Origin of the sequence: Paenibacillus mellifer, from assembly GCF_023195895.1 — a bacterium.
Taxonomy (GTDB): Bacteria; Bacillota; Bacilli; order Paenibacillales; family Paenibacillaceae; genus Fontibacillus; species Fontibacillus mellifer.
In genome coordinates, this window is record NZ_JALPRK010000011.1 from 55778 (window position 1) to 76391 (window position 20614).

20 protein-coding genes are annotated in these 20614 nt (G+C 52.7%); 9 read left to right on the forward strand and 11 right to left on the reverse strand.

Annotation, left to right across the window (positions count from 1 at the left end):
• Window positions 1-48: 48 nt before the first annotated feature.
• Window positions 49-699 carry a nitroreductase family protein gene (locus M0651_RS13265; protein ID WP_248552228.1) on the reverse strand — a complete coding sequence of 217 codons (651 nt, stop codon included), beginning with the start codon at window positions 697-699 and terminating at the stop codon, window positions 49-51.
• A 183-nt stretch (window positions 700-882) separates the two neighbouring features.
• Here M0651_RS13265 and M0651_RS13270 point away from each other — a divergent pair, with 183 nt between their 5' ends.
• Window positions 883-1860, forward strand: a complete 978-nt coding sequence (locus tag M0651_RS13270; RefSeq protein WP_248552229.1) for a Gfo/Idh/MocA family protein — start codon at window positions 883-885, stop codon at window positions 1858-1860.
• 99 nt (window positions 1861-1959) lie between these two features.
• Here the strand turns inward: M0651_RS13270 and M0651_RS13275 are convergent, their stop codons facing one another.
• The 4 genes from M0651_RS13275 to M0651_RS13290 form a co-directional block, all read right to left on the reverse strand.
• Window positions 1960-3378: a copper amine oxidase N-terminal domain-containing protein gene (locus tag M0651_RS13275; RefSeq protein ID WP_248552230.1), complete on the reverse strand. Its 1419-nt coding sequence runs from the start codon at window positions 3376-3378 to the stop codon at window positions 1960-1962.
• A 30-nt stretch (window positions 3379-3408) separates the two neighbouring features.
• On the reverse strand, window positions 3409-4797 hold the full coding sequence (locus M0651_RS13280) for an MBOAT family O-acyltransferase (protein ID WP_248552231.1): 1389 nt from the start codon (window positions 4795-4797) through the stop codon (window positions 3409-3411).
• 191 nt (window positions 4798-4988) lie between these two features.
• Window positions 4989-5669: a CidB/LrgB family autolysis modulator gene (locus M0651_RS13285; RefSeq protein WP_248552318.1), complete on the reverse strand. Its 681-nt coding sequence runs from the start codon at window positions 5667-5669 to the stop codon at window positions 4989-4991.
• A gap of 2 nt (window positions 5670-5671) precedes the next feature.
• On the reverse strand, window positions 5672-6043 hold the full coding sequence (locus M0651_RS13290) for a CidA/LrgA family protein (protein ID WP_372490957.1): 372 nt from the start codon (window positions 6041-6043) through the stop codon (window positions 5672-5674).
• A 141-nt stretch (window positions 6044-6184) separates the two neighbouring features.
• Between M0651_RS13290 and cidR the strand changes: the two genes are divergently transcribed.
• The 6 genes from cidR (at window position 6185) to M0651_RS13320 (ending at window position 13786) form a co-directional block, all read left to right on the forward strand.
• Entirely contained in the window at window positions 6185-7078 is an 894-nt protein-coding gene (gene cidR / locus M0651_RS13295; RefSeq protein WP_248552233.1) for a cidABC operon transcriptional activator CidR, read from the forward strand.
• 120 nt (window positions 7079-7198) lie between these two features.
• Window positions 7199-8593, forward strand: a complete 1395-nt coding sequence (bcaP, locus tag M0651_RS13300) for a branched-chain amino acid transporter BcaP (RefSeq protein ID WP_248552234.1) — start codon at window positions 7199-7201, stop codon at window positions 8591-8593.
• Window positions 8594-8695: 102 nt separating this feature from the next.
• Window positions 8696-9487, forward strand: coding sequence for a delta-lactam-biosynthetic de-N-acetylase (gene pdaA / locus M0651_RS13305; RefSeq protein ID WP_248552235.1), 792 nt, complete (start codon window positions 8696-8698; stop codon window positions 9485-9487).
• A 172-nt stretch (window positions 9488-9659) separates the two neighbouring features.
• The gene (locus M0651_RS13310) at window positions 9660-10127 is read left to right on the forward strand and encodes a MarR family winged helix-turn-helix transcriptional regulator (RefSeq protein WP_248552236.1); all 468 of its coding nucleotides are present in this window, start codon (window positions 9660-9662) and stop codon (window positions 10125-10127) included.
• Window positions 10128-10160: 33 nt separating this feature from the next.
• Window positions 10161-11888: an ABC transporter ATP-binding protein gene (locus M0651_RS13315; protein ID WP_248552237.1), complete on the forward strand. Its 1728-nt coding sequence runs from the start codon at window positions 10161-10163 to the stop codon at window positions 11886-11888.
• Window positions 11885-13786: an ABC transporter ATP-binding protein gene (locus M0651_RS13320; protein ID WP_282577906.1), complete on the forward strand. Its 1902-nt coding sequence runs from the start codon at window positions 11885-11887 to the stop codon at window positions 13784-13786. The genes M0651_RS13315 and M0651_RS13320 overlap by 4 nt, the downstream gene beginning before the upstream one ends.
• A 311-nt stretch (window positions 13787-14097) precedes the next feature.
• Here the strand turns inward: M0651_RS13320 and M0651_RS13325 are convergent, their stop codons facing one another.
• A complete protein-coding gene (locus M0651_RS13325) occupies window positions 14098-14808 on the reverse strand; it encodes a Crp/Fnr family transcriptional regulator (RefSeq protein ID WP_248552238.1) in 711 nt (236 codons plus the stop codon).
• Window positions 14809-15007: 199 nt separating this feature from the next.
• Here M0651_RS13325 and M0651_RS13330 point away from each other — a divergent pair, with 199 nt between their 5' ends.
• Both M0651_RS13330 and M0651_RS13335 read left to right on the forward strand, forming a co-directional pair.
• Window positions 15008-15460, forward strand: a complete 453-nt coding sequence (locus M0651_RS13330) for a V4R domain-containing protein (RefSeq protein WP_248552239.1) — start codon at window positions 15008-15010, stop codon at window positions 15458-15460.
• Between the two features lie 121 nt (window positions 15461-15581).
• Window positions 15582-17075 (forward strand): methyl-accepting chemotaxis protein, encoded by a 1494-nt coding sequence (locus M0651_RS13335; RefSeq protein ID WP_248552240.1) that lies wholly within the window; start codon window positions 15582-15584, stop codon window positions 17073-17075.
• 60 nt (window positions 17076-17135) lie between these two features.
• On the opposite strand, the gene M0651_RS13340 is transcribed toward M0651_RS13335, so the two are convergent.
• The 5 genes from M0651_RS13340 to M0651_RS13360 form a co-directional block, all read right to left on the reverse strand.
• On the reverse strand, window positions 17136-17480 hold the full coding sequence (locus tag M0651_RS13340) for an EamA family transporter (protein ID WP_248552241.1): 345 nt from the start codon (window positions 17478-17480) through the stop codon (window positions 17136-17138).
• Window positions 17464-17817: a DUF2304 domain-containing protein gene (locus tag M0651_RS13345; protein ID WP_248552242.1), complete on the reverse strand. Its 354-nt coding sequence runs from the start codon at window positions 17815-17817 to the stop codon at window positions 17464-17466. Before M0651_RS13345 ends, M0651_RS13340 begins: the two co-directional genes overlap by 17 nt.
• Complete coding sequence (locus tag M0651_RS13350) at window positions 17818-18543, reverse strand: glycosyltransferase family 2 protein (protein ID WP_248552243.1); 726 nt, start codon at window positions 18541-18543, stop codon at window positions 17818-17820. It abuts the gene before it with no gap.
• Window positions 18540-19838 carry an ArnT family glycosyltransferase gene (locus M0651_RS13355; protein WP_248552244.1) on the reverse strand — a complete coding sequence of 433 codons (1299 nt, stop codon included), beginning with the start codon at window positions 19836-19838 and terminating at the stop codon, window positions 18540-18542. The genes M0651_RS13350 and M0651_RS13355 overlap by 4 nt, the downstream gene beginning before the upstream one ends.
• 95 nt (window positions 19839-19933) lie before the next feature.
• Window positions 19934-20614, reverse strand: a complete 681-nt coding sequence (locus M0651_RS13360; RefSeq protein ID WP_248552245.1) for a DNA-3-methyladenine glycosylase family protein — start codon at window positions 20612-20614, stop codon at window positions 19934-19936.

The following is a 20614-nucleotide window of genomic DNA, read 5'->3' on the forward strand; positions in this document are numbered from 1 at the left end:
TTCCGCAGGGGAGATGATGCGGCACTGGTCGTTTATGGGTAACCATATTTATTTCTGGAAAGAGTTCCAATTCACCACTTGATCCACCGAAAGACGTGGCGTTGGGTGTGCTGCTTTTGCAGCTTTACCGATTGCAATGAGCAGGATGGGTTTCAAGGTTTCAGGGACCTCGAAAGCCTCAACAAATTTCTCAGCATGATATCCGCCCATCGGAACCGTGTCATAGCCTTTGGCTTTGGCGATCAGCATCAGCTGCATCGACACCAACCCGGCATCCAGCAAGTTGACTTGGTGAAGCCGTTCCGGCCCCATGCCGCCATAACCCTTGTGCAGACGCTCAACAAAATTGGTTTTGATCTCCTCCGTCATCGCACCAAGTCGAACGGCTTCAGCATAGATTTCTTCAGCCCGTTCGTAAGAGTGGAGGTCTCCTAATACAGCGATCACGGCCGCGGAATCAACAACCTGTTGTTGATTGTTGGCGATGGGGAGCAGCTTTTGCTTCAGCTCAGGTTCATCGATGATCAGAAAACGCCATGGTTGCAAATTGGACGAGGACGGAGCGGACAAGGAGAGCTCCACGATCTCTTTCAGCTCTTCACGGGGAATCTTGACGGTCGGGTCATAGACGCGAACGGAATGTCTTTCCTGCAGTACGGCATAAAAATCATCTAATTTAACTTGATTGAGTGTGCTCATCATTATACTCCACCTTTTCTAGATTTAACTCTTCTCGTGATCAGTATAAAACTTAACTGTTACATTTTCAAGAACAGTTCAATGAGGGCTTGATCGTTTGAAGCTTGTGGTTCCTTAGGATAACCATTATCTTAAAGAGGTAGTGGATCGACTTCGTATTTTTGAATCCAAGGAGGTTTTTACATGACATTGCAGATCGGAATCGTTGGTACAGGATGGTTCAGCAAGGTGCATGGTGACATCTTGGCAGGTATGGACGGCATTCGAGTAACGGGCGTTACCGGCACGACGGCCGCCAAAGCTCAGGCCTTAGCCGACCGTTATCCGGGAGCGATCGGGTTTGGCAGCTTAACGGATATGCTGGACTCGCAGAAGCTGGATGCCGTTTATCTCTGTATCCCTCCGATGGCGCATGGGGACATCGAAGCCGAGTTGATCGAACGAGGAATTCCCTTCTTCGTGGAAAAGCCGCTTGCCGCGGATCTGGATACGCCGCAAGGGATTCTCGCGCGTTTGGAACAGAAGCCGCTGGTCCATGCGGTAGGCTATCATTTTCGTTATAAAGAATCGATTCGAAGACTAAAGGAGTCACTGGAAGGCCGGACGATTGGTATGGCGCTGGGGGCATGGATGGGTGATATGCCGCAGGTAGCCTGGTGGCGAAGCCAAGAGGGTTCAGGCGGGCAGTTCGTAGAGCAGACGACCCATATCGTGGACCTGCTTCGCTATACGGCAGGAGAGGTCACGGAGGTTTATGCCGCCTACGGAAATCGCGTAGTACAGGAACACTTTGATAACGTGACCGTGCCGGACGTCGGTACCGTCACCATGAAACTCCAAAGCGGAGCGGTCGCCACGATCTCCAATACGTGCATCTTGCCGGGTGGTGTATCCGAAGTAGGTCTGCATTTATATACGGATTCAGGCATTCTGGCCTGGAGTCCGGAGCGGCTAGAAATCCATGTGCCGGGCACCAAGACGGCCTACACCGGACAGGATAATCCCTACGTGGCTGAAACCGAGGCGTTTATCCATGCCCTGCGTACCGGCGACACCTCGCGGATATTGTCTGATTATGCCGATGCCGTGAAAACGCAACGGATTACCTGTGCCGCTTTAGAGTCGGCTCGGACGGGGAATCCGGTATCGATGGGCGAGTAAAGAAAATTTTTACAGCGGGAGCAGGCGACTATTCCCCATGCAACTTTCACAACGCACAAAACGAACCCCCTCGCCATCTGGCGAGGGGGTTCGTTCACTTTATTCCAACGTAATGTTGTACGTTACGATATACGATTCCTGTTCCGATTGGTCCACCTCAACATCCCCTTGCAGCAGATGAATGATTTGGAGCAACGGACCGGTCAAGCGACCGTTGTAGATCTTCGTAGGCGTCTCTAATGGCGTCTCGGTGCCGTTGACGGTGGCCATGTCTGCACCAACCGCGACCTTGACCTCCCGGTCGCCTCGGGTTAAACTAGCGGTCTTATTGGCGGCGTCGTAGTTGAACTCGATGCCGGCTGCCAAAGCGAAGTCCTTAAGCGGTACGCGGACTTGATCGTCATCGGCGGGCGGCAGTTCACTGAAAGTGACCTCCTGGCCGTTCACGTTGACGACTACAGAATACACCGGGCCGTCCTCATTGATCACGAGACTTTGCACCTGTTCTTGCAGCAGTCGGTTGTTTAACTCCACGTTTGCCGCGGTGACCTGATGGGTGCCGTCGGCGATTTCTTCAACGATCCGGCGATTGATCGCGGCGGAGTGGTGCGACAAGTCCTTGTATTCGTCCAGATCGTAAGTGATCGTACTATCGCTCTGGAAGTCATACACCCGGACATTGTCATAGGCGCTAAATCGCTCGTACATGTACTTCTTCATCTCCAGCTGGTTGTCGAAGCGCTCAGGGTTCAAGCTATACCACATCTGCTGGCGTAATACCGAATAAGGAGGATAATAGATGATGAATTCGATGTCTGGATGCGCTTCGATGAAGCTCATCGTATTTTCCTCGAAATTTTGTTTTACGACCTCCAAAGCGGGCTCGTAATCTGCCGTCAACTGCTCTGACAATCTGGCTTCCTGCCACTTGGCGTACACCTGAGCCGGACCATAGTTGGCGGAGGCATCCCAATTGTTCAGCAGATCGAGGTTACGCAGTTGGGGCATTTGATCCTTTGGCAGGAGCAATGCGCCGAGGGCATGCTTAACATCGGACACATTGAGCAGATATTTATAATCGTTCCAGACCTTATCGTCGTACAAATAAAACGGGAAATTCGCCTCGTCCCGCACCGCATTGTCCCGGAACGAGAAATAGTCGATCCCCCAAAGCACCTTCTTAACCTGACCGGTGCCTACTGCAACATCGGCGATCATCCGCTGTTCCTTGGCGGTAGAGCCCTCCATCGACAGCTTCATGACCTTGCCGCCAAGTAGCTCGCCTACTTCCGAAGGAACGAAGTTCTCCGTCATGGAGCTGCCGAGAATGATGGTGTCATAAGCGTAACTTTTGGCCAAACCCGGGTTTTGATATCGCTGCTGCTTGGTAAAGAGCGGCGAGTAGGAGGCCTTCCGGTACAGCTGCAACGGATCGACGGCGTAAACGAACGAGCCGACCAGGACCGTAAACAACAGGACAAAGGCCATAAACCAGATGACGAAACGAATATTTTTCAAGGGGATTTCTCCTTTTGCCAACGTCAAAAATTAGAACGTAAAATACAAAAATTCGCTGACCTGGTTGAAATACAGGATCGAGAATACGAACAATCCGGCGATAAAAGCGGCATAACGTAAATTCGGTTTGAACTTTAACTTGAGTTCCATCGAATTACGTGCGAACATCGCCAGGGCGAAGGCAGCGAGGATCAACAGCACTTGACCGGCCAATGTCAGGGACACGTGGATTTCTCCGATGCTGATCATGCCGCGCAAGACCTTAAGCGCATCGTCCCAAGAGGTCGCTCGGAAGAATACCCAGGTGAAGTTGATGAACAAGAAGGTGATTAACCAGCCGCACCAGCGCGGCAGGGCAACCCCTGTCTTTTGCCATAATCGCTGGATAACCTGGGCGACGCCATGCATCAAGCCCCACATGATAAACGTCCAACCCGCGCCATGCCAAAAGCCGCCGATCAGGAAGGTCGCCACCAGGTTGAAATAAGTTCGGAATTTCCCCTTGCGGTTTCCGCCAAGCGGGATATAGATATAATCCTTCAGGAACCGGCTTAACGTCATATGCCAACGGCTCCAGAAATCCTTGATGCTCACGGCTTTATAGGGTGAATTGAAGTTGATCGGCAATTTAATGTTAAACAGCAACGCGATCCCGATGGCCATGTCCGAATATCCGCTGAAATCGAAATACAGCTGGAAGGTATAAGCCAAGGAAGTGATCCACGCTTCGACAAATCCGAGATGCGTCGAAACATCAAAACCCTGGGTGGCAATAGGGGCCAGTGTGTCGGCGATCACGACCTTCTTAAACAGCCCGACACAAAAAACAAAGAAGCCGCGGGCTACGTTGCCCGGGATGATCACTTTGCTCCGAGGCCGGTCGAATTGGGGCATCATTTCCTTATGGTGTAGAATCGGGCCGGCGATCAGGTGCGGATAAAACGTGACGAACAAGACATAACTGACGATGCTGTATTCCTTCGCCTTGCCGCGGTAGGCATCGACGAGGTATGCGATTTGCGTGAAGGTGAAGAAGCTGATCCCCAGCGGCAGTGCCAGTTCCAGCAGGTTAATATGCGAAGCGAACAGCGAATTGATATTTGTAATGAAAAAATCGGCATACTTGTAATAGCCCAGCAGCAGTACGTTGCCGGTGATGCCGAGGGTCAACAGCAGCTTCCGCAGCCGAATCGGCTTGTCAGCGGAATGGCTGATCGATCGTCCCATCACATAGTTGAAGGCGATCGACGCCAGAATCAGCGGCAGCGACTTGATGCTCCAATAGCTGTAGAAGAACAGCGAGGCCGCGGCGAGCCACAACTTACCGAATACGGGCGGGCATAGCCGGTTTAACAGGAAATAAACGATAAACGAGATCGGCCAAAACACAAAAATGAATTCGTAGGAATTAAAAAGCAAGACTACTGGCACCTCTCTCAAGCGAGAATCATAACTAATTAATCATATAATAGAATAGTAGGAGCGGCAATGACATTTCCGCCCAGGTATCGACAAAAAAAGCGGCCCCGCCGGAGCGGAGCCCAAAGTAACGCTATATGAAAAATTAGGAGGAACCACAAAGATAGGAATAAGATGTCGAACCTGGAAGCTTAAAAGTGCAGAACCGCAATAAGCATGGGAGCAACTCCTAATGTAAACAAGGCAGCCAAGATCATAGAGATGCTGGAGATCGTCCCGGTTAAAGAGCTTAGTTCGAACGCTTTGGACGTTCCCGTCCCGTGAGCGCTGGTGCCGAACAGTACGCCTCGAGCGACTTCCCCTTCGATGCGGAACAACTTCATGACCAGCGGCCCCAGCATGGCGCCAAGCAAGCCGGTCAGAATAACGAATACGGCGGTGATATTCGGTACGCCGCCGATGACCTGGGATACGTTCATGGCAATCGGCGTCGTGACGGAACGAGGAATCAAGCTGGTGATGAGCTGATCATCCAGGTGCAGCCATTCGGCCAAGAACGCCGAGGAGAACATGGCAACCACGGAGCCGCTCAGCACGCTAATGAGAATTTCCACAGCGTGTTTTTTCAGCACATTGTAGTATTTGTACAACGGAATCGCAAAGGCGATCGTGGCCGGCTGCAGCATGCTGCTCAGCCATTTGCCGCCGGTATGATAGGTTTCATAGGGAATTTGCGCCCACAGCAAGCCGATGACGAGAACCAACGGGGTGATCAGCAGAGGGGACAAGTAGACCTTTGGCCGAATCCGATACAACCGTTTCGATAAACCGTAAATGAACAGGGTAGTAGCTAAACAAAGTAGGCCTGCAATGATCATGAGATTCGGCCCTCCTTTCGTTTTTCGATACGTGAGGCGATCAGCCCGGAACAAATCATAACGATGACAGTGCTAAGGATGACAACGATCATGATTCGGAAGCCTTCGCTTTCGAGCAATGGGATATATTGCATAACGCCGACGGCGGAAGGAACAAAGAACAGCAGCAGCTCGGCCAGCAGCCAGTTCGCGCCACGTTCGATCCAGTTCAGCTTGACGACGCCTGTTTTCAATAGAGTAAACAAAACGGCAATCCCTAGAATCGAACCTGGAATCGGTAAATGGAGCAGCTCCGCGACCTTGTTCAGGGCCATTGAAACGAAGAACAGAATGGCGATCTGAAGGATCCCAATGCCAATCTCTTTCATCTTTTTCATATGAGCAGCTCCTTTCTGTTTTTGGTTGGTAATGAAATCTTACACCGATTGTTTTCATGAGTAAAATGAATATACTGAATGAGAAGCATTCCATTTGGTTATAGATAAAACGAATTAAAGGAGCGCAGGCTGTTGGATATTAGGCAAATGCAGGTTCTAATTGAAGTTGCCCGGCAACGAAGCTTCACCAAGGCCGCCGAAGTAATGTATATCACCCAACCGACCATCAGCAAAACGATCAAAGCGATGGAGGAGGAACTCGGGGTTGTGTTATTCGACCGGGTTGGCAAAAAGATCGAACTGACCGACGCCGGACGAATCATCGCCACGCAAGCCCAGCAAATCGTGACCTCCTTCCAGAATCTGACCGCGGAGCTCGACGATTTGCGCAATTTGAAGAAAGGACATCTTCGCATCGGGCTTCCGCCGATGGTGGGTGCGAGTTTTTTTCCGAAGGTAATTGGAGAATTCCATCAACGGTATCCCGATATTACGATTCAGCTGTTTGAGGACGGGGCCAAGAAAGTGGAACAGGACGTCGCCGGCGGACTACTGGATGTAGGGGTAGTCGTGCTGCCAACGGTGGAAGCGGAGCTTAGCTGTTTTCCTTTTGTCGAGGAGAAGTTGAATCTGGTCGTACATCCTTCCCATCCGCTTGCAGCGCGGGAATCGGCGGATTTGGCCGAGCTCTCCCAGGATGGATTTGTGTTGTTCCGCGAGGACTTTACACTGCATGACCGCATCATCGGAGAATGTGCGAAAGCCGGCTTTCAGCCTCATGTCATCTACGAGAGCTCCCAGTGGGACTTGATCAGTGAGATGGTGGCCGTCGGCCTTGGCATCACGCTGCTGCCGGAAACAATTTGTCGTGAGATCGACGATGAAGGCGTGCGGATCATCCCACTCGTGAAGCCGGTAATCCCTTGGAAGCTTGGCATCGTATGGCGTGACGATCGGTATCAGTCTTTTGCCACCCGCGAATGGATTCGGTTTGCTCAGGAAGTGTTGAGGCCACATATTGGTTAAAAATAACCAAATTGTCTGAGTTCTGACAAACAATGGGACACCAGACTACTTGTGCAACCGGTGGAGCCTGCCTATAATAGCGAAATGATTCATAAATTGTAGATTAGGGGACAAAGCTTAATGAGTTTGCTGCGAAAAAAATCGATCGCTTCCATGTTACTAGAGAAACAAAAGGCCGGATCCGGCGGAGGTATGAAAAAGGAGTTGGGCGTCTTTGACCTGGCTATGCTGGGCATCGGCTGTATCGTGGGTACGGGGATTTTCGTACTGACCGGAGTGGCTGCCGCCCAACATGCCGGTCCGGGCCTGATCCTATCCTTCATTCTGGCCGGCGTCGTCTGCGCCTTCTGCGCGTTGTGTTATGCCGAATTCGCCTCCATGGTTCCTGTGTCGGGGAGTGCCTACACCTACAGTTACGCCACCTTTGGCGAGCTGATTGCCTGGATCCTCGGATGGGACCTGATCCTGGAATACGGTTTTGCCGCTTCAATGGTGGCGAGCGGATGGTCGGGATATTTCCAAGGTTTGATCGCCGGTATAGGAGTTAAGTTGCCAACCGCGCTTAGCAGCGCCTTTGATCCGGCGAACGGCACCTATGTCGACGTCCCGGCGATCTTGATCGTGCTGGTGTTGACGTTTATCGTGTCCCGCGGTTCCAAGGAGTCTTCGCGACTGAATTCGATTATGGTTATCGTAAAAATCGCGGTCATCCTCCTCTTTATCGTGGTGGGTGCGTTTTACGTCAAGCCGGGCAATTGGACGCCATTCATGCCGTATGGATTCAGTGGAGTTGTGACCGGGGCGGCGACGGCGTTCCTGTCCTATATCGGGTTCGATGCAGTGGCCACCGCTGCGGAAGAAGTGAAGAATCCGCAAAAGGATTTGCCTCGCGGGATTTTATGGTCTTTAGTCGTGTGTTCCCTGCTGTACGTGCTTGTGACGGCTGTGCTGACCGGGATCGTACCATATGCCGAATTAAACGTGAAGAATCCGGTTGCCTTTGCCTTGCAATATATCAACCAGAATTGGGTGGCCGGTTTTATTTCTCTAGGAGCGATTGTTGGAATCACGACCGTGTTGTTCGTGCTTTTGTTTGGGCAGACGCGTCTGCTATACGCCATCGGACGCGACGGACTATTGCCGAAGCCGCTCGCCCGGCTCAATTCGAAAACCGGCGTACCGACAAACAGCACCTGGGCGACCGGCGTGGTTGTAGCGATATTCGCCGGATTGATCCCGCTGCGTAAGCTGGCCGATCTCGTCAGCATCGGGACTTTGTTCGCGTTCATTTCGGTATCGCTGGGCATCATTATTTTGCGCAAGGCTCGTCCGGATCTGGAACGGTCGTTTAAAGTTCCATTAGTGCCATGGATTCCGGCGCTGGCCGTGCTGACCTGTGGGTATCTGCTGATCAGCCTGCCGGCGGTGACCTGGATCGCTTTCCTGATTTGGATGGCCATCGGACTCATCGTTTACTTTGCTTACGGGTACAAACACAGCGAACTTTCGAAGTAAACGACGCTGGATGACGGCTGAATATTTCCCGGGAATTTAGCGGATCATAAAGGGGCATGTCGAAATTTGCATCACCCTATAAGCTACGAAGGAGAGACAGCTGTGAAGTTTGCCGTAATTTGTGCATTGCTGGCCAGTCTGCTGCTCGGAACGGGGATTCCCATCGCGTCAGCTCAAGCGGACGTTGCTCACCATTTCGGATTCAAAAAAAGCGTTGGCGGCCAGCTTCCCTCAATTAACGAGGAAGGTTTCAAAGACATCATCGACAAAAACGGCGCGATCTTCCTCGCAGATCCCTCGCGCAAGGAATTGTTCCTGACGTTCGATAACGGCTATGAGAATGGTTTTACCGCTCCAATTCTCGATACGTTAAAGGTGAAGAAGGTCCCGGCAATCTTCTTTGTCACGGGCCACTATATCAAGGACCAGCCGGAGCTGCTTAAGCGCATGGTTGCAGAGGGCCACTTGATCGGGAATCACTCCTGGAGCCACCCGGATATGACAACGATATCCGACACGCAGATCCGGGAGGAGCTGGAGAAGGTAAAAAGCGCGACCACCCAGGTGACGGGACAGTCCAAGATGGATTATCTGCGCCCGCCCCGCGGGATCTTTAGCGACCGGACGTTACGCGTGACGAAGGCGCTTGGGTATACGAACGTTTTCTGGTCCGTCGCATATAAGGATTGGGATGTCAACGACCAGCGCGGGTCCGATTATGCCTACCAGAAGGTGGTATCCCAGTTGCATCCCGGCGCGGTCATCCTCCTGCATTCCGTTTCCAAGGATAATGCAGCGGCCCTCGGAGCGATCATCGACGAGGCACGACGGCAGGGATACGAATTTAAAAGCTTATATGAGCTGAAACCGGAACAAGCATCTCCACAACCCTAAAATCTAGACCGTTACAGGTGGGCGATATGCCCCGACGTACGGTCTTTTTTTGCCTTATTTGTCTGAACTTTGACGGCGCTTGACTTCGCATTTGCAGGCTCTTATAATTAGGCATGCAAATTAATAGTGGCACTAATTATTAAACAATGAAAATAAATAGGGAGGGATTGGTTTGTTCACCGGTGATAACCCGCAGGCGCAACGGCTGCTGAAGGCTTTTCACCGCTTTCGGAGGCTTGATCTCAGCAAACTGACGCCGTCGGAGTTTAAACCTAGCGAAGTCAGATTGATGTTTTACATCTTACATGGCATGGAGAAGGATGAACGTGGGGTAACCGTGTCAGAACTCAGCGCGATGATGGAGGTTGCTTCTCCAACCGTCACGCCGCTCGTTCGCAGTCTGGAGGAGCGCGGACTGGTCCTGCGTTACAACGATAAGGAGGACCGCCGGGCGGTTCGAGTTAAGCTGACGGGGCAAGGGCTGGACCATGTCAAGAAGACGGCCAAGAAACGTTCGGCCCAAATCCAGGGACTAGTTGAGTTTCTAGGCGAAGAGAAGAGCGGGCAGCTCATTGAGCTGTTGGAGCAGGTGTATGATTACGTGGATATAAAACTTAATACAGACAAAAGCCAAGAGTAGTTCAATGAATAGAACAAGTGGAGTTGATGGGAATTGATTAAACTTTTCCGCAATTTGAAACCATACCGCTGGCTTGTGGCCGCGGTGCTTATCTTCGTCTTCTTCCAGACGTTATCTGAGCTGTACTTACCAACGTTGATGGCGGACATCGTAGACAAAGGGGTAGTGAACGGAGATACGCCGTACATCTGGCGCATCGGCGGGCTCATGCTGTTGGTCGCGCTGGGTGGGATGGCCTGTTCGATCGCAGCCAGCTACTTCTCGTCAAGAGCTGCAACCGGCTTTGGGAAGCTCTTACGCGGCAAGGTGTTCAAGCATGTCTCGAACTTCTCGTTAGAGGAATTTGATACGATTGGCACCGCTTCGCTGATCACCCGCACAACCAACGATATTACGCAGGTGCAGCAAGTATTGATTATGATTCTGCGCATGATGGTCATGGCGCCGATGATGTGTTTGGGCGGCATTATTATGGCCGTTTCCAAGGATGCGACGCTGTCTCTGGTGTTGGTGGTCATCTTGCCGGTCTTAGCTGGGGCGATCTTCCTGATCGCACGCAAAGGGTTGCCTTTATTTAAAGCGATCCAGAAGAAAATCGACAAATTGAATCTCGTCATGCGCGAAAGCTTGACCGGGATTCGCGTCATTCGATCGTTTAATCGGACCGATTATGAAAGCAAACGATTCGACGGAGCGAACCTTGACTTGACGGATACGTCGATCAAAGTGAACAAAGTTATGGCTTTTATGATGCCGATTATGATGCTGGTCATGAACTTGTCTTCCGTGGCGATCATCTGGTACGGCGGATTGCGGATTGACGCTGGGGATATGCAGGTCGGTGACCTGATGGCGTTCCTGCAATACGCGATGCAAATCATGTTCTCGCTGGTGATGGTGTCGATGATGTTCGTGATGATACCGCGGGCGTCGGCTTCGGCCATCCGGATCAACGAGGTGCTGGACATGGTGCCGGTGATTAAGGATTCGACAGTGAGCAGCCAAGCAACGGAATCCAAAGGACTCGTTGAGTTCCAAAACGTCTCCTTCAGCTATCCGGGTGCGGAGCAGCCGGCCGTTCAGGATATTTCGTTTACCGCCAGGCCGGGCCAAGTGACAGCTATCATCGGCGGGACGGGTTCTGGGAAATCCACGATGATCAGCTTGATCCCGCGGTTCTACGACGTGCAGGAAGGCAGCGTACGGGTTGACGGAGTGGACGTTCGCGAGCTGACGCAGGAGGAACTGCGTAACAAAATTGGCTTTGTTCCGCAAATGGCGGTGCTCTTCTCCGGAACGATCAGCGAGAACATCCGCTATGGGAAAGAGGATGCTTCTGATGAGGAAGTACGCCGCGCAGCGGAGATCGCCCAAGCGAGCGACTTCATCGGCAAGATGGAGCAGGGCTTCGAGTCGCCCATCGCTCAAGGCGGTACCAATGTGTCCGGCGGACAGAAGCAGCGGCTATCGATTGCTCGCGCGCTGGTCCGGCCTGCGGAAGTTTATATCTTTGACGACAGCTTCTCGGCGCTCGACTTCAAGACCGATGCGAAGCTGCGGGCAGCTTTGAAGCAGGAAACAAAGGAATCTACCGTTATCATCGTTGCGCAACGTGTGAGTACCGTGCTTGATGCCGATCAAATTATCGTGATGAACGATAGCCAAATCGCCGGAATTGGCACCCATCAAGAACTGATGGAGACTTGCGACGTCTATAAAGAAATCGTCTATTCACAGCTTTCGGAGGAGGAGATCGCATGAGTCAAGAGCAAACCGAGAAGAAACGCGGACTCGGCGGCCCTCGCCGAGGGCATGGCGGTCCAGGCGGACCTGGAGGTCCTGGTATGGGGATGCCGGTGGAGAAAGCGAAGGATTTCAAAGGAACCTTAAAACGGTTAATCCGATACTTAAGACCGCATAAGGTTCAGTTGGCCGCGGTATTGGTCATGGCCATTTTGAGCACCTTATTCAGCATCTTCAGCCCGAAGGTGATGGGGAAAGCGACCACCAAACTTTTCGAAGGGATCGTGGCTAAGTTTCAGGGTGTTCCCGGCGCGGAAATTGACTTCCAGTATGTCTGGCAGATTATCATGATTCTGGTTGGCTTATATGTACTAAGCGCGTTGTTCGGGTATGTCCAACAGTATTTGATGGCCGGCGTTGCCCAGAAGACGGTTTATGACCTGAGGAAGGACGTCAATGCCAAGCTGAATAAGCTGCCGCTGAAATACTTCGACGCCCGGACGCACGGGGAAATCTTGAGCCGGGTCACCAATGACGTCGACAACATCGCCGGCACTCTGCAGCAAAGCTTAACCCAGCTGATCACGTCGATCCTGACGATCATTGGCGTTATCGCGATGATGTTGTCCATCAGCCCGCTGATGACCTTGATCGCGGTACTGACGCTGCCGCTGAGCATCGTGGCGATCACCTCGATTGCCAAACGGTCGCAGAAACAATTCGTCCGCCAGCAAAAGGAACTCGGCCAGCTAAACGGTCATGTGGAGGAAATGTACACGGGTCACAAGATTATCAAGGCGTTTGGCCGCGAGAAGAAGTCATTGGAGCAGTTCGACAATATTAACGAACGGCTGTATGAGGCGGGTTGGAAGGCACAATTCATCTCCGGTGTCATCATGCCAATCATGAGCTTTATCGGGAACATCGGATATGTACTCGTTTCGGTGGTCGGCGGGATTCTCGTGACCAAGAAAACGATCGAAATCGGCGATGTGCAGGCGTTTATCCAATATTCCCGTCAATTTACGATGCCGATCACACAAACGGCGAACATCGCCAACATCATCCAGTCCACCGTCGCTTCAGCGGAGCGGGTGTTTGAAATCCTGGATGAGGAAGAACAGGTGCCGGAAACGGCGAATCCAGTTGTATTGGAACAACCTCGCGGCGATGTGGCGTTCAATCATGTCCAGTTCGGCTACGATCCGGAGCATCTGCTGATCGAAGACATGAACATTGACGTGAAAAAGGGTCAAACAATCGCCATCGTCGGGCCAACCGGCGCCGGCAAAACGACGCTGATCAACCTGCTAATGCGCTTCTACGAGGTGAACGGCGGATCGGTCACGGTGGATGGCATCAACATCGCCGAGATGAAACGCGGCGACCTGCGCAGCTTGTTCGGCATGGTATTGCAGGATACGTGGCTGTTTAACGGCACGATCCGGGATAATATCGCCTACGGCCGCGAAGGTGCAACGGAAGAGGAAGTTGTGCGCGCCGCTAAAACGGCTTACGCCGACCACTTTATCCGTACGTTGCCGGGCGGGTATAACACGGTCCTCAACGAGGAGGCGTCGAACATCTCGCAAGGACAGAAGCAATTACTGACGATTGCCCGCGCCATCCTTGCCGATCCGGCGATCTTAATTCTTGATGAAGCCACGAGCAGCGTCGATACCCGGACCGAGGTGCATATCCAGAAGGCGATGAACGTGCTGATGAAGGGCAGAACGAGCTTTGTCATTGCCCACCGGTTGTCGACGATTCGGGACGCCGATCTCATTCTCGTAATGAACCACGGAACCGTGATCGAGAAAGGTTCACATGAGGAACTGCTGGCACTTGGCGGTTTCTATGCCGATTTGTACAACAGCCAATTCACCAAAGGCGGCTTCGAGCCAGAAGCAGTATAAAACTGTTGATTGATAACAAACGCCCCCGCATGTGCGGGGGCGTTTGTTATTGGACGTGCACTCCTCGCGCCCGGACCGCGGGCGGCGCGAGGGGCCGAGACCGAACCCAGGTCCGGGTGTGCCTTTATGGCTCCTTTGCATCATTATCCCTTTTGTTAAGGTACGTGGGAGGTGGAGTGTGGAGTGTGGAGTGTCGTCTCTCCTCCATCAGTCTTGTCTGTTCGCAGTGAGCTGATCAAACGGGATAATCGTGCAAAGCTCCGGACAGAGGGGGCATCTGCTCGCGAACCGTCCTGGTTACAACTGTGCGTTCAAGCTTCCCCAGCCAGGTGGCGAAGCGCCGCCTCATCACGGAGAAGCAGCTGCCGCCGAGAAACGGTGAGCACTCCGTCATCGCTTAACTGACGCAGCTTGCGGCTGAGCGTTTCCGGCGTGGCGCCGATCAAGCCGGCGAGTTCTTTTTTGGATACAGGCAAGGTGAATTCCCGGGAATTCGGTGCGGCTTTGCGCCGGAAATATAACAGCATTTTGGCTAAACGCCGATCGGCCTCAAGCAAGGTCAGCACGGCAGCCCAAGCATCGGCCTCCTCCAGCTGTGCACTGAGTGCGGTCATAAAGCGGGCAGCGGTATCTGGATCACGGCGTAAGATATCGAGGAAATCGCTGCGGTGAATTCGACAGACGCCTGTCGTATCGGCTGCGATAGCGCTGGCATAATGGGGTTTCTCCTGCAGCAAGGCGAACTGGCCGAAAAAATCTCCGGGAAACAGCAACCGAATGATATGTTCCTTGCCGTTGTCTTCCAGCTTGGTCAGCTTAATGATTCCGCGGTTGACCACAAACAGCGCATCCGAGAGATCGCCTTCACGGAAGATGGTCTCGCCCTTGGGGTACTGGGAGGTCCGCATCACGGAATGAAGCAGCTCGACTTCCGCTTCGCGCAGCTGCGCAAAGACGGGAACATGTGCCAGACAGGACGGAGCATTAGCCGTATCTCTGGCGTGGCAGGCGCAGGAATTCATTAGTAACCCCTTCCTTTCTCAGGTTGACAGTGTATTTTACCTTTAAAATTAACAGTCTATGGATCGAAGGATAGTGATTATTATCACAATATTTCTGTTGAATTCTTGATCCATATCAAGGTGTAGTGTGCGTGGATATGGCAAATTAAACCTATCAACGGCAGCAATAGCCGGTTATCCAAGGATAGGGGGAAGTAGAATGAGAGGATATACGTTTCATGAACTGCGGCAAATTGACCGCTCACGGCTGGGGGACGAGGTGCCGCTGGAGTTGTTCCGGGCGATCCGCTTGATCGGGATGCAACAAGGACTGCCTTTGGAAGGGAAAGGAACCACCGCATCGATCGGTCGCAAAATCGGTGAAAGCCTTCCTGTGAAGACGTTAGACGAGTTGCTTGGCTTATTCGCAGAGCTGCGCATCGGGTTGCCGCGGGTGTTGGAACAAGGCGAACGATCGATTCGGATCGCCATTGACGATTGCTTTTGCAAAGGATTGCCTGTGATCGAGGAAAAGAAGGTGTGTGACCTGGAGGGGGCGATTCTGGAAGGGGCGCTTGGCAAAATACTGAACCGGAAAGTCAGCGTACGGGAGACGAAATGTAATGTTTGTGGGGACGAGCACTGCGAGTATGAAATCCGAATCTACGAGTGATATCGAATAATGTCGAATAAGACGCTAAATTTAGTAAATTATTCTACATAATACGACACGACCTGCCGATATTGATTTCATACGTCAATACTTCTAATGAGATGCGCAGGGGGTTATGGAAATGGCAGGACATGATGTCAGTGATTTTTTGTACAAGGATTTACGAAAGAGGAACCTGTTGATCTGCTCGACGTTAACGACGACGGTGATTCTCAGCCTCGCCATACTTCTGGGACTGCATACGAGCACAAAGATCATTACATTGATCGTGATCCCAAACTTGTTGATCTTGTTTCTGGTTTGGGGGGGATACTTGACCCGGAAGAAAGAACATTGGATTCCTTATACAGCGATCGTGGGCATGTTGATCACTTCGTTGATCACCGTTTTCCAGGGTGGCGGAGGGCCGCTCGGGGCGGTGTCGGCTTTCTTGGTGCTTAGTGTCGGCATTATGTACAACGATTTCAAGGTAGTGATGACCGCGCTTGTTGCGGCTTTGGTAGTCATTGTGGTTAAGTATACGGTATTCCATGAGCCGGCGGGCGAAGGCTCTAATATTGCGGTACTGATGTATTTCTTTATCGTGACGGCCTGGGTGTTGATGGCTCAATCTTCGCTGGGTCGCAAGATGCTGGCTAACTCGGCGAAAATGAACCAGGAGACGACGGAGCTGTTAGCGCGTGAACTGGAACGGGAGAAAATCACATCGGAAGCTACCCAGACAATCGCGGTTAGCATCGGAGAGATACGCGGAAACAGCCAGGATAACTACCACGCGTTTCAGGAGATGGCTACGGCATTTCAAGAGATGGCTTCCGGTGCAGCGGCACAAACGGAAACGATCGGAGGAATTTCGGAGAACATCGTCACCTCCAATGGGTATATCAACCGGATGACGAGCGCTCTGGGTGATCTGGTTACAACGGTGTCGGAGACGAAAGTAGCTTCCGATGAAGGTGCGGCCGTAATCGGGCAATTAACAGGGACCATTGATCGTTTCCATGCGAATATGAATGGTATGAAGGAAGATATCGGAGCATTGATCGGAAATATTCACCTGATTGCCGAACTTACCGCCTCTATCCGTGAAATTGCGGAACAGACCGGGCTGCTGTCATTAAATGCAAGCATCGAGGCGGCTAGAGCGGGTGAGCAAGGTCGCGGTTTTGAGGTGGTGGCGAATGAGATTCGCAAGCTGGCCGATTTAACGAACGAATCCGCGAAGCGGATTACGGACAATGTGGGACAAGCTACACGGCAGGCCGATTTGTCACAGGTACGGCTGGAGGAAAACGTAAACGACATGGAACAGAGCTTGGCCTTGGTGAGGAAAACGGAAGGTGCGTTTATGTCCATCAACGCCAATGTGGAGGAGCTTGCGCAGGGGGCGTCTGATATCAGCAGCGTGGCCGGTTCGGTGCAGGAGAAAACCGATGAAATCGAGCAGGCGGTCAATGACTTTGTGGCCGTGGTAGAGCAGTCTTCGGCCACGCTGCAGGAACTCTTGGCCACGGTCGACACCATGACCTCGCAGAATCTGCCGATGGTTCGTCGGATCGAGGAAACCGACCAGGCGGTCAAACAGTTGGTTGCCACGAAATCACAGGGGGAATAAGGTTAGGCATGTGCCTCGAAAGAAACGGCTTGGTCCAAGGGACCAGGCCGTTTGTGTTTGTTATTTGGCAAGCAAAAATACGCCGAGCAATATTACGGCCACGCCGGCTAGTTTGGTCAGTGTGATCGTTTCGTGGAACAGGAAATAGGCGGGAACCAGCGCCAGGACGTAAGCGAGTGCCTGGAGCGGATAGGCGACGCTTAGCGGAAGCCGAGACAATACGGCGAACCAGAGTAATGTAGCTAGACCGTATAGCGCTACGCCTCCGATCACCGCAGGTGAGGTGGCGAGCTTCCCCCAGTGAAGACCGCCGGAGCGTCCGAGTCCGATCTTGAACAGGATTTGTCCGGTCACGAGCAACAGGATATTGCCGAATAGCAGCAAGTAACTAATGGTTTTGTCCATGTTCGTGGACCGCCTCCCGTTCTTTAAGAATGACGATTTCTTGGGTTAAACGCAGCACTTGGGCCGTTAGTCGGGTGATGACGATCGTTAGATGCAGGATAAACGCAAAGCAGAAGAGCAAGCCGAACAGAAACAACACGGCAGGGGCATATTTAACCCCCAACTGGTTGGCCATCCATTCGACGAGCTGGACGTTCATCGAGCAGATCAGAAGAATCACGCTGAACAGAATCCAAAGCAGGGAATATTGCTCCCGCAGCTTTTGGCGACGAACCAGTTCCAGGACGAATACGAGAAATAACGCGGCAACAGAAACCGAGAGGATATAAATCGTCATTTATTCCGTCACCGCCGTCCGGTTGAGCGGTCGACGCAGTGCGCTCATGAGCACAGACAAAGTCACCTTCACCATGTAATAAGCGGAGCGCCATGGTGTAATGGACGATCTCCCGGTTGTGCGGGGGCGCATTTCGACCGGAATCTCCGCAATCCGGCATCCTTGGCGTTTCAAATACACGATCGATTCCACCTCGGGATAATCGGTCGGATAATATCTGGCATACAATTCAATGACCTTACGCCCTGCGGCGCGATAGCCGCTGGTCGTATCGGTGAAGCGTTCGCCGGTCACCCAGGAGACAAGCCGGGAGAAAAAGGCGATCCCCACCCGTCTCGCCGCAGATGACCGGAAGGAGGCGGCTCCCAGGAATCGGGAGCCAATCACGAGGTCCTGTTCTGCGACTCCGGCAATCAGACTCCGCAATTCGCCAGCCGGATGCTGACCGTCGGCATCCATTTGCACGGCGATGTCATAGCCCATTTCTTTGGCGTAGAGATAACCGGTCTGCATTCCTCCGCCAATCCCCACGTTATAGGGAAGCGTCAGCACCTTCGCCCCGGCTTCCCGGGCACAATTCGCTGTGCGATCGGAGGAACCGTCATTCACGACAAGGATGTCGGCTTCCGGTACATGGTCTTGAATCTCCCGGATCACGGCGCCGATACTGGCCTCCTCGTTGTATGCGGGTATGATGACGAGAATACGCTGTGCGTTCAAGTTCATGAGGCGGCCGCCTCCTTTCGTTCCGGCCGATGATGCGGGCGCCGTAGGAATCGAGAGGTTAGATCGCCGAGAAGGAAAGAACCGAACAGAATGAGTAACGTTATATTCGGATAACCGTAGCGGTTAAACGCAACGAAGGGAATGTAAATGATCGTGAAGTAAGCCAAGGCTAATAATAGCGGCAGCAAGCGGTCCAGCTTCAGGCGGTGCGTTATTACTGCCCACAGGATACCTGCCATGTTCACGTACATCAGTACCTCTTGGGCAATGTTCATCACCGGACGGCTCACCGGCCAAAAGGGCCGTGAATAAAACGGATGGAAATACAGCTCCACCCATCTCCCCAGTGTGTACCAATATAGGTATTTCATCGGCTCATGCGTAAAACCGTAACGGAGAATGTCCAGACCTTTGCGGATGGCCGTTGAATCGGCGCCTTCGAATATCGTCTTGGGATCGTACTGAGGGTAAGTATCGAAGAAGCCGGCTGGCGGCAATTGCCACCGGATGCGTGTGCCGAGCAGAAACGGGCTTCCGCCGGAGTTCGTAAACAGGATGAATTCATGAAACGTCACCCAATTGCGAATCCACCAAGGCGTCAGCAGAAGCGCATAGGTCAACCCCATCAGCAGGGTGTATTTCAGGATCGTCGGCCAGGGCACTTTCATCCGCAGCCACATTACTAGCAGCACAGCCGGATATAAAGAGGCATGCGGCTTCAAGTAAGCCGCCGCAGCAGTCAGGAAGCCGATGAGGAGGTATAGGGCTGGTCCGCGGCGTTCCCTGGCCAGGATCGTACAGCAGACGAGCAGCAGGAGCAGCGTGCGGAAGGTGGTTTCCGAAAGGATAACGCCAGACGAGAAATAATCGGGTGGATATAAGGCCGACACCGTGCAAGCGACCAATGCTACACGGGTATTGAAGATCCGCCGGCCGATCCAGAAGATGAGGTAGATGCAAAACGCTTGCTGAAGACACTGAAATAGGCGAAAAGCGACGATGCCGCCCTGCTCCTGGCCGAACACGGCCATAAACCCGGACAACATCAGCGGCAGCCCGGGCATGATAAAGGCGGACGGCGCCTCCTTGGTATTGTATGCCAGTACGCCTTCGTTCAACAGGAGGCGGGAGGACTGAATGTACTTCACGTCATCGTTGTTTGGGCGAACCGGGTCGCCTAAGAGGAAGTAATCGTTGTACATCAGGACGACAAGACTCGATACAATTCCCACAAATGCCATCAGACCGAGCAGATACCACTTGACCGGACGACGGACTTCGGTTAACGAGAACACAGCGATTCAACCCCACTTTAATTTATTTTTGTCTCTAGAAATAGGCAGGATCCCCTTCTAATTTATATTATATCCAATATCTTCCTGTGACAAGCTTAATCTGCTTGGACGCCGCCCAGCCGTTCACTAAAGGTTTCTCCGGAATCGACATGGCCCTGATTGATGGCTTCCCACAAATAAAGCGAGGCGATGGAACCGTAAGAAGGCCACCGTGTGGCTGCTTGCTGCAAGTATTTTCGATCGTCCCGTTCCTCCATGTCATACACCCATTTGGCCGCTCGCTGTAGACCGGCATCTCCATAGGACACGACATGCTCCCGGCCCAGAGCGAAGATCAGGAACATCTCCGCCGACCAGCGGCCGATGCCTTTGACGGAGACAAGCTTCCCGATGACTTCCTCATCTTCAAGCTCCTGCAGCCGGTCGAGGTCGAGCTGTCCGGACAACACTTTATCGCTTAGATCCTTCAGGTAAGCGACCTTGGAAGCGGACAACCCGGCGGCCCGCAGGTCGGCGTCGCTTTGGGCCAAGAGGGCGGCCGGGGATAATTCCCCGGCCAACTCAATCACCCGGCCGCGAATGGTGGAGGCAGCCTTGACCGAGATCTGCTGGCTGATGATGGATCGAGCCAGCTCCGTGAAGAGGGGGCCTTGCGGTTTGGTCGCAAGGCTTCCAATCAAGGCGATCAGCCGCCCCATCCGGGAATCGGCGCTGGCCAGCGCCTGGGCCCGGGGTTCGTTCGGGTGTAGCTCAAATACGGGTTTCCCGAGGTTCAT

Excerpts from the sequence above, each read along its gene's own strand:
- M0651_RS13350 (WP_248552243.1), bottom strand. The coding sequence starts at position 18,543 with ATGAACTTGAACGCACAGCGTATTCTCGTCATCATACCCGCATACAAC.
- M0651_RS13360 (WP_248552245.1), bottom strand. The coding sequence starts at position 20,614 with ATGAACCTCGGGAAACCCGTATTTGAGCTACACCCGAACGAACCCCGG.
- M0651_RS13320 (WP_282577906.1), top strand. The coding sequence starts at position 11,885 with ATGAGTCAAGAGCAAACCGAGAAGAAACGCGGACTCGGCGGCCCTCGC.
- M0651_RS13335 (WP_248552240.1), top strand. The coding sequence starts at position 15,582 with ATGGCAGGACATGATGTCAGTGATTTTTTGTACAAGGATTTACGAAAG.
- M0651_RS13265 (WP_248552228.1), bottom strand. The coding sequence starts at position 699 with ATGAGCACACTCAATCAAGTTAAATTAGATGATTTTTATGCCGTACTG.
- M0651_RS13340 (WP_248552241.1), bottom strand. The coding sequence starts at position 17,480 with ATGGACAAAACCATTAGTTACTTGCTGCTATTCGGCAATATCCTGTTG.
- M0651_RS13330 (WP_248552239.1), top strand. The coding sequence starts at position 15,008 with ATGAGAGGATATACGTTTCATGAACTGCGGCAAATTGACCGCTCACGG.
- M0651_RS13290 (WP_372490957.1), bottom strand. The coding sequence starts at position 6,043 with ATGAAAGAGATTGGCATTGGGATCCTTCAGATCGCCATTCTGTTCTTC.
- bcaP (WP_248552234.1), top strand. The coding sequence starts at position 7,199 with ATGAGTTTGCTGCGAAAAAAATCGATCGCTTCCATGTTACTAGAGAAA.
- M0651_RS13270 (WP_248552229.1), top strand. The coding sequence starts at position 883 with ATGACATTGCAGATCGGAATCGTTGGTACAGGATGGTTCAGCAAGGTG.
- M0651_RS13345 (WP_248552242.1), bottom strand. The coding sequence starts at position 17,817 with ATGACGATTTATATCCTCTCGGTTTCTGTTGCCGCGTTATTTCTCGTA.
- M0651_RS13325 (WP_248552238.1), bottom strand. The coding sequence starts at position 14,808 with ATGAATTCCTGCGCCTGCCACGCCAGAGATACGGCTAATGCTCCGTCC.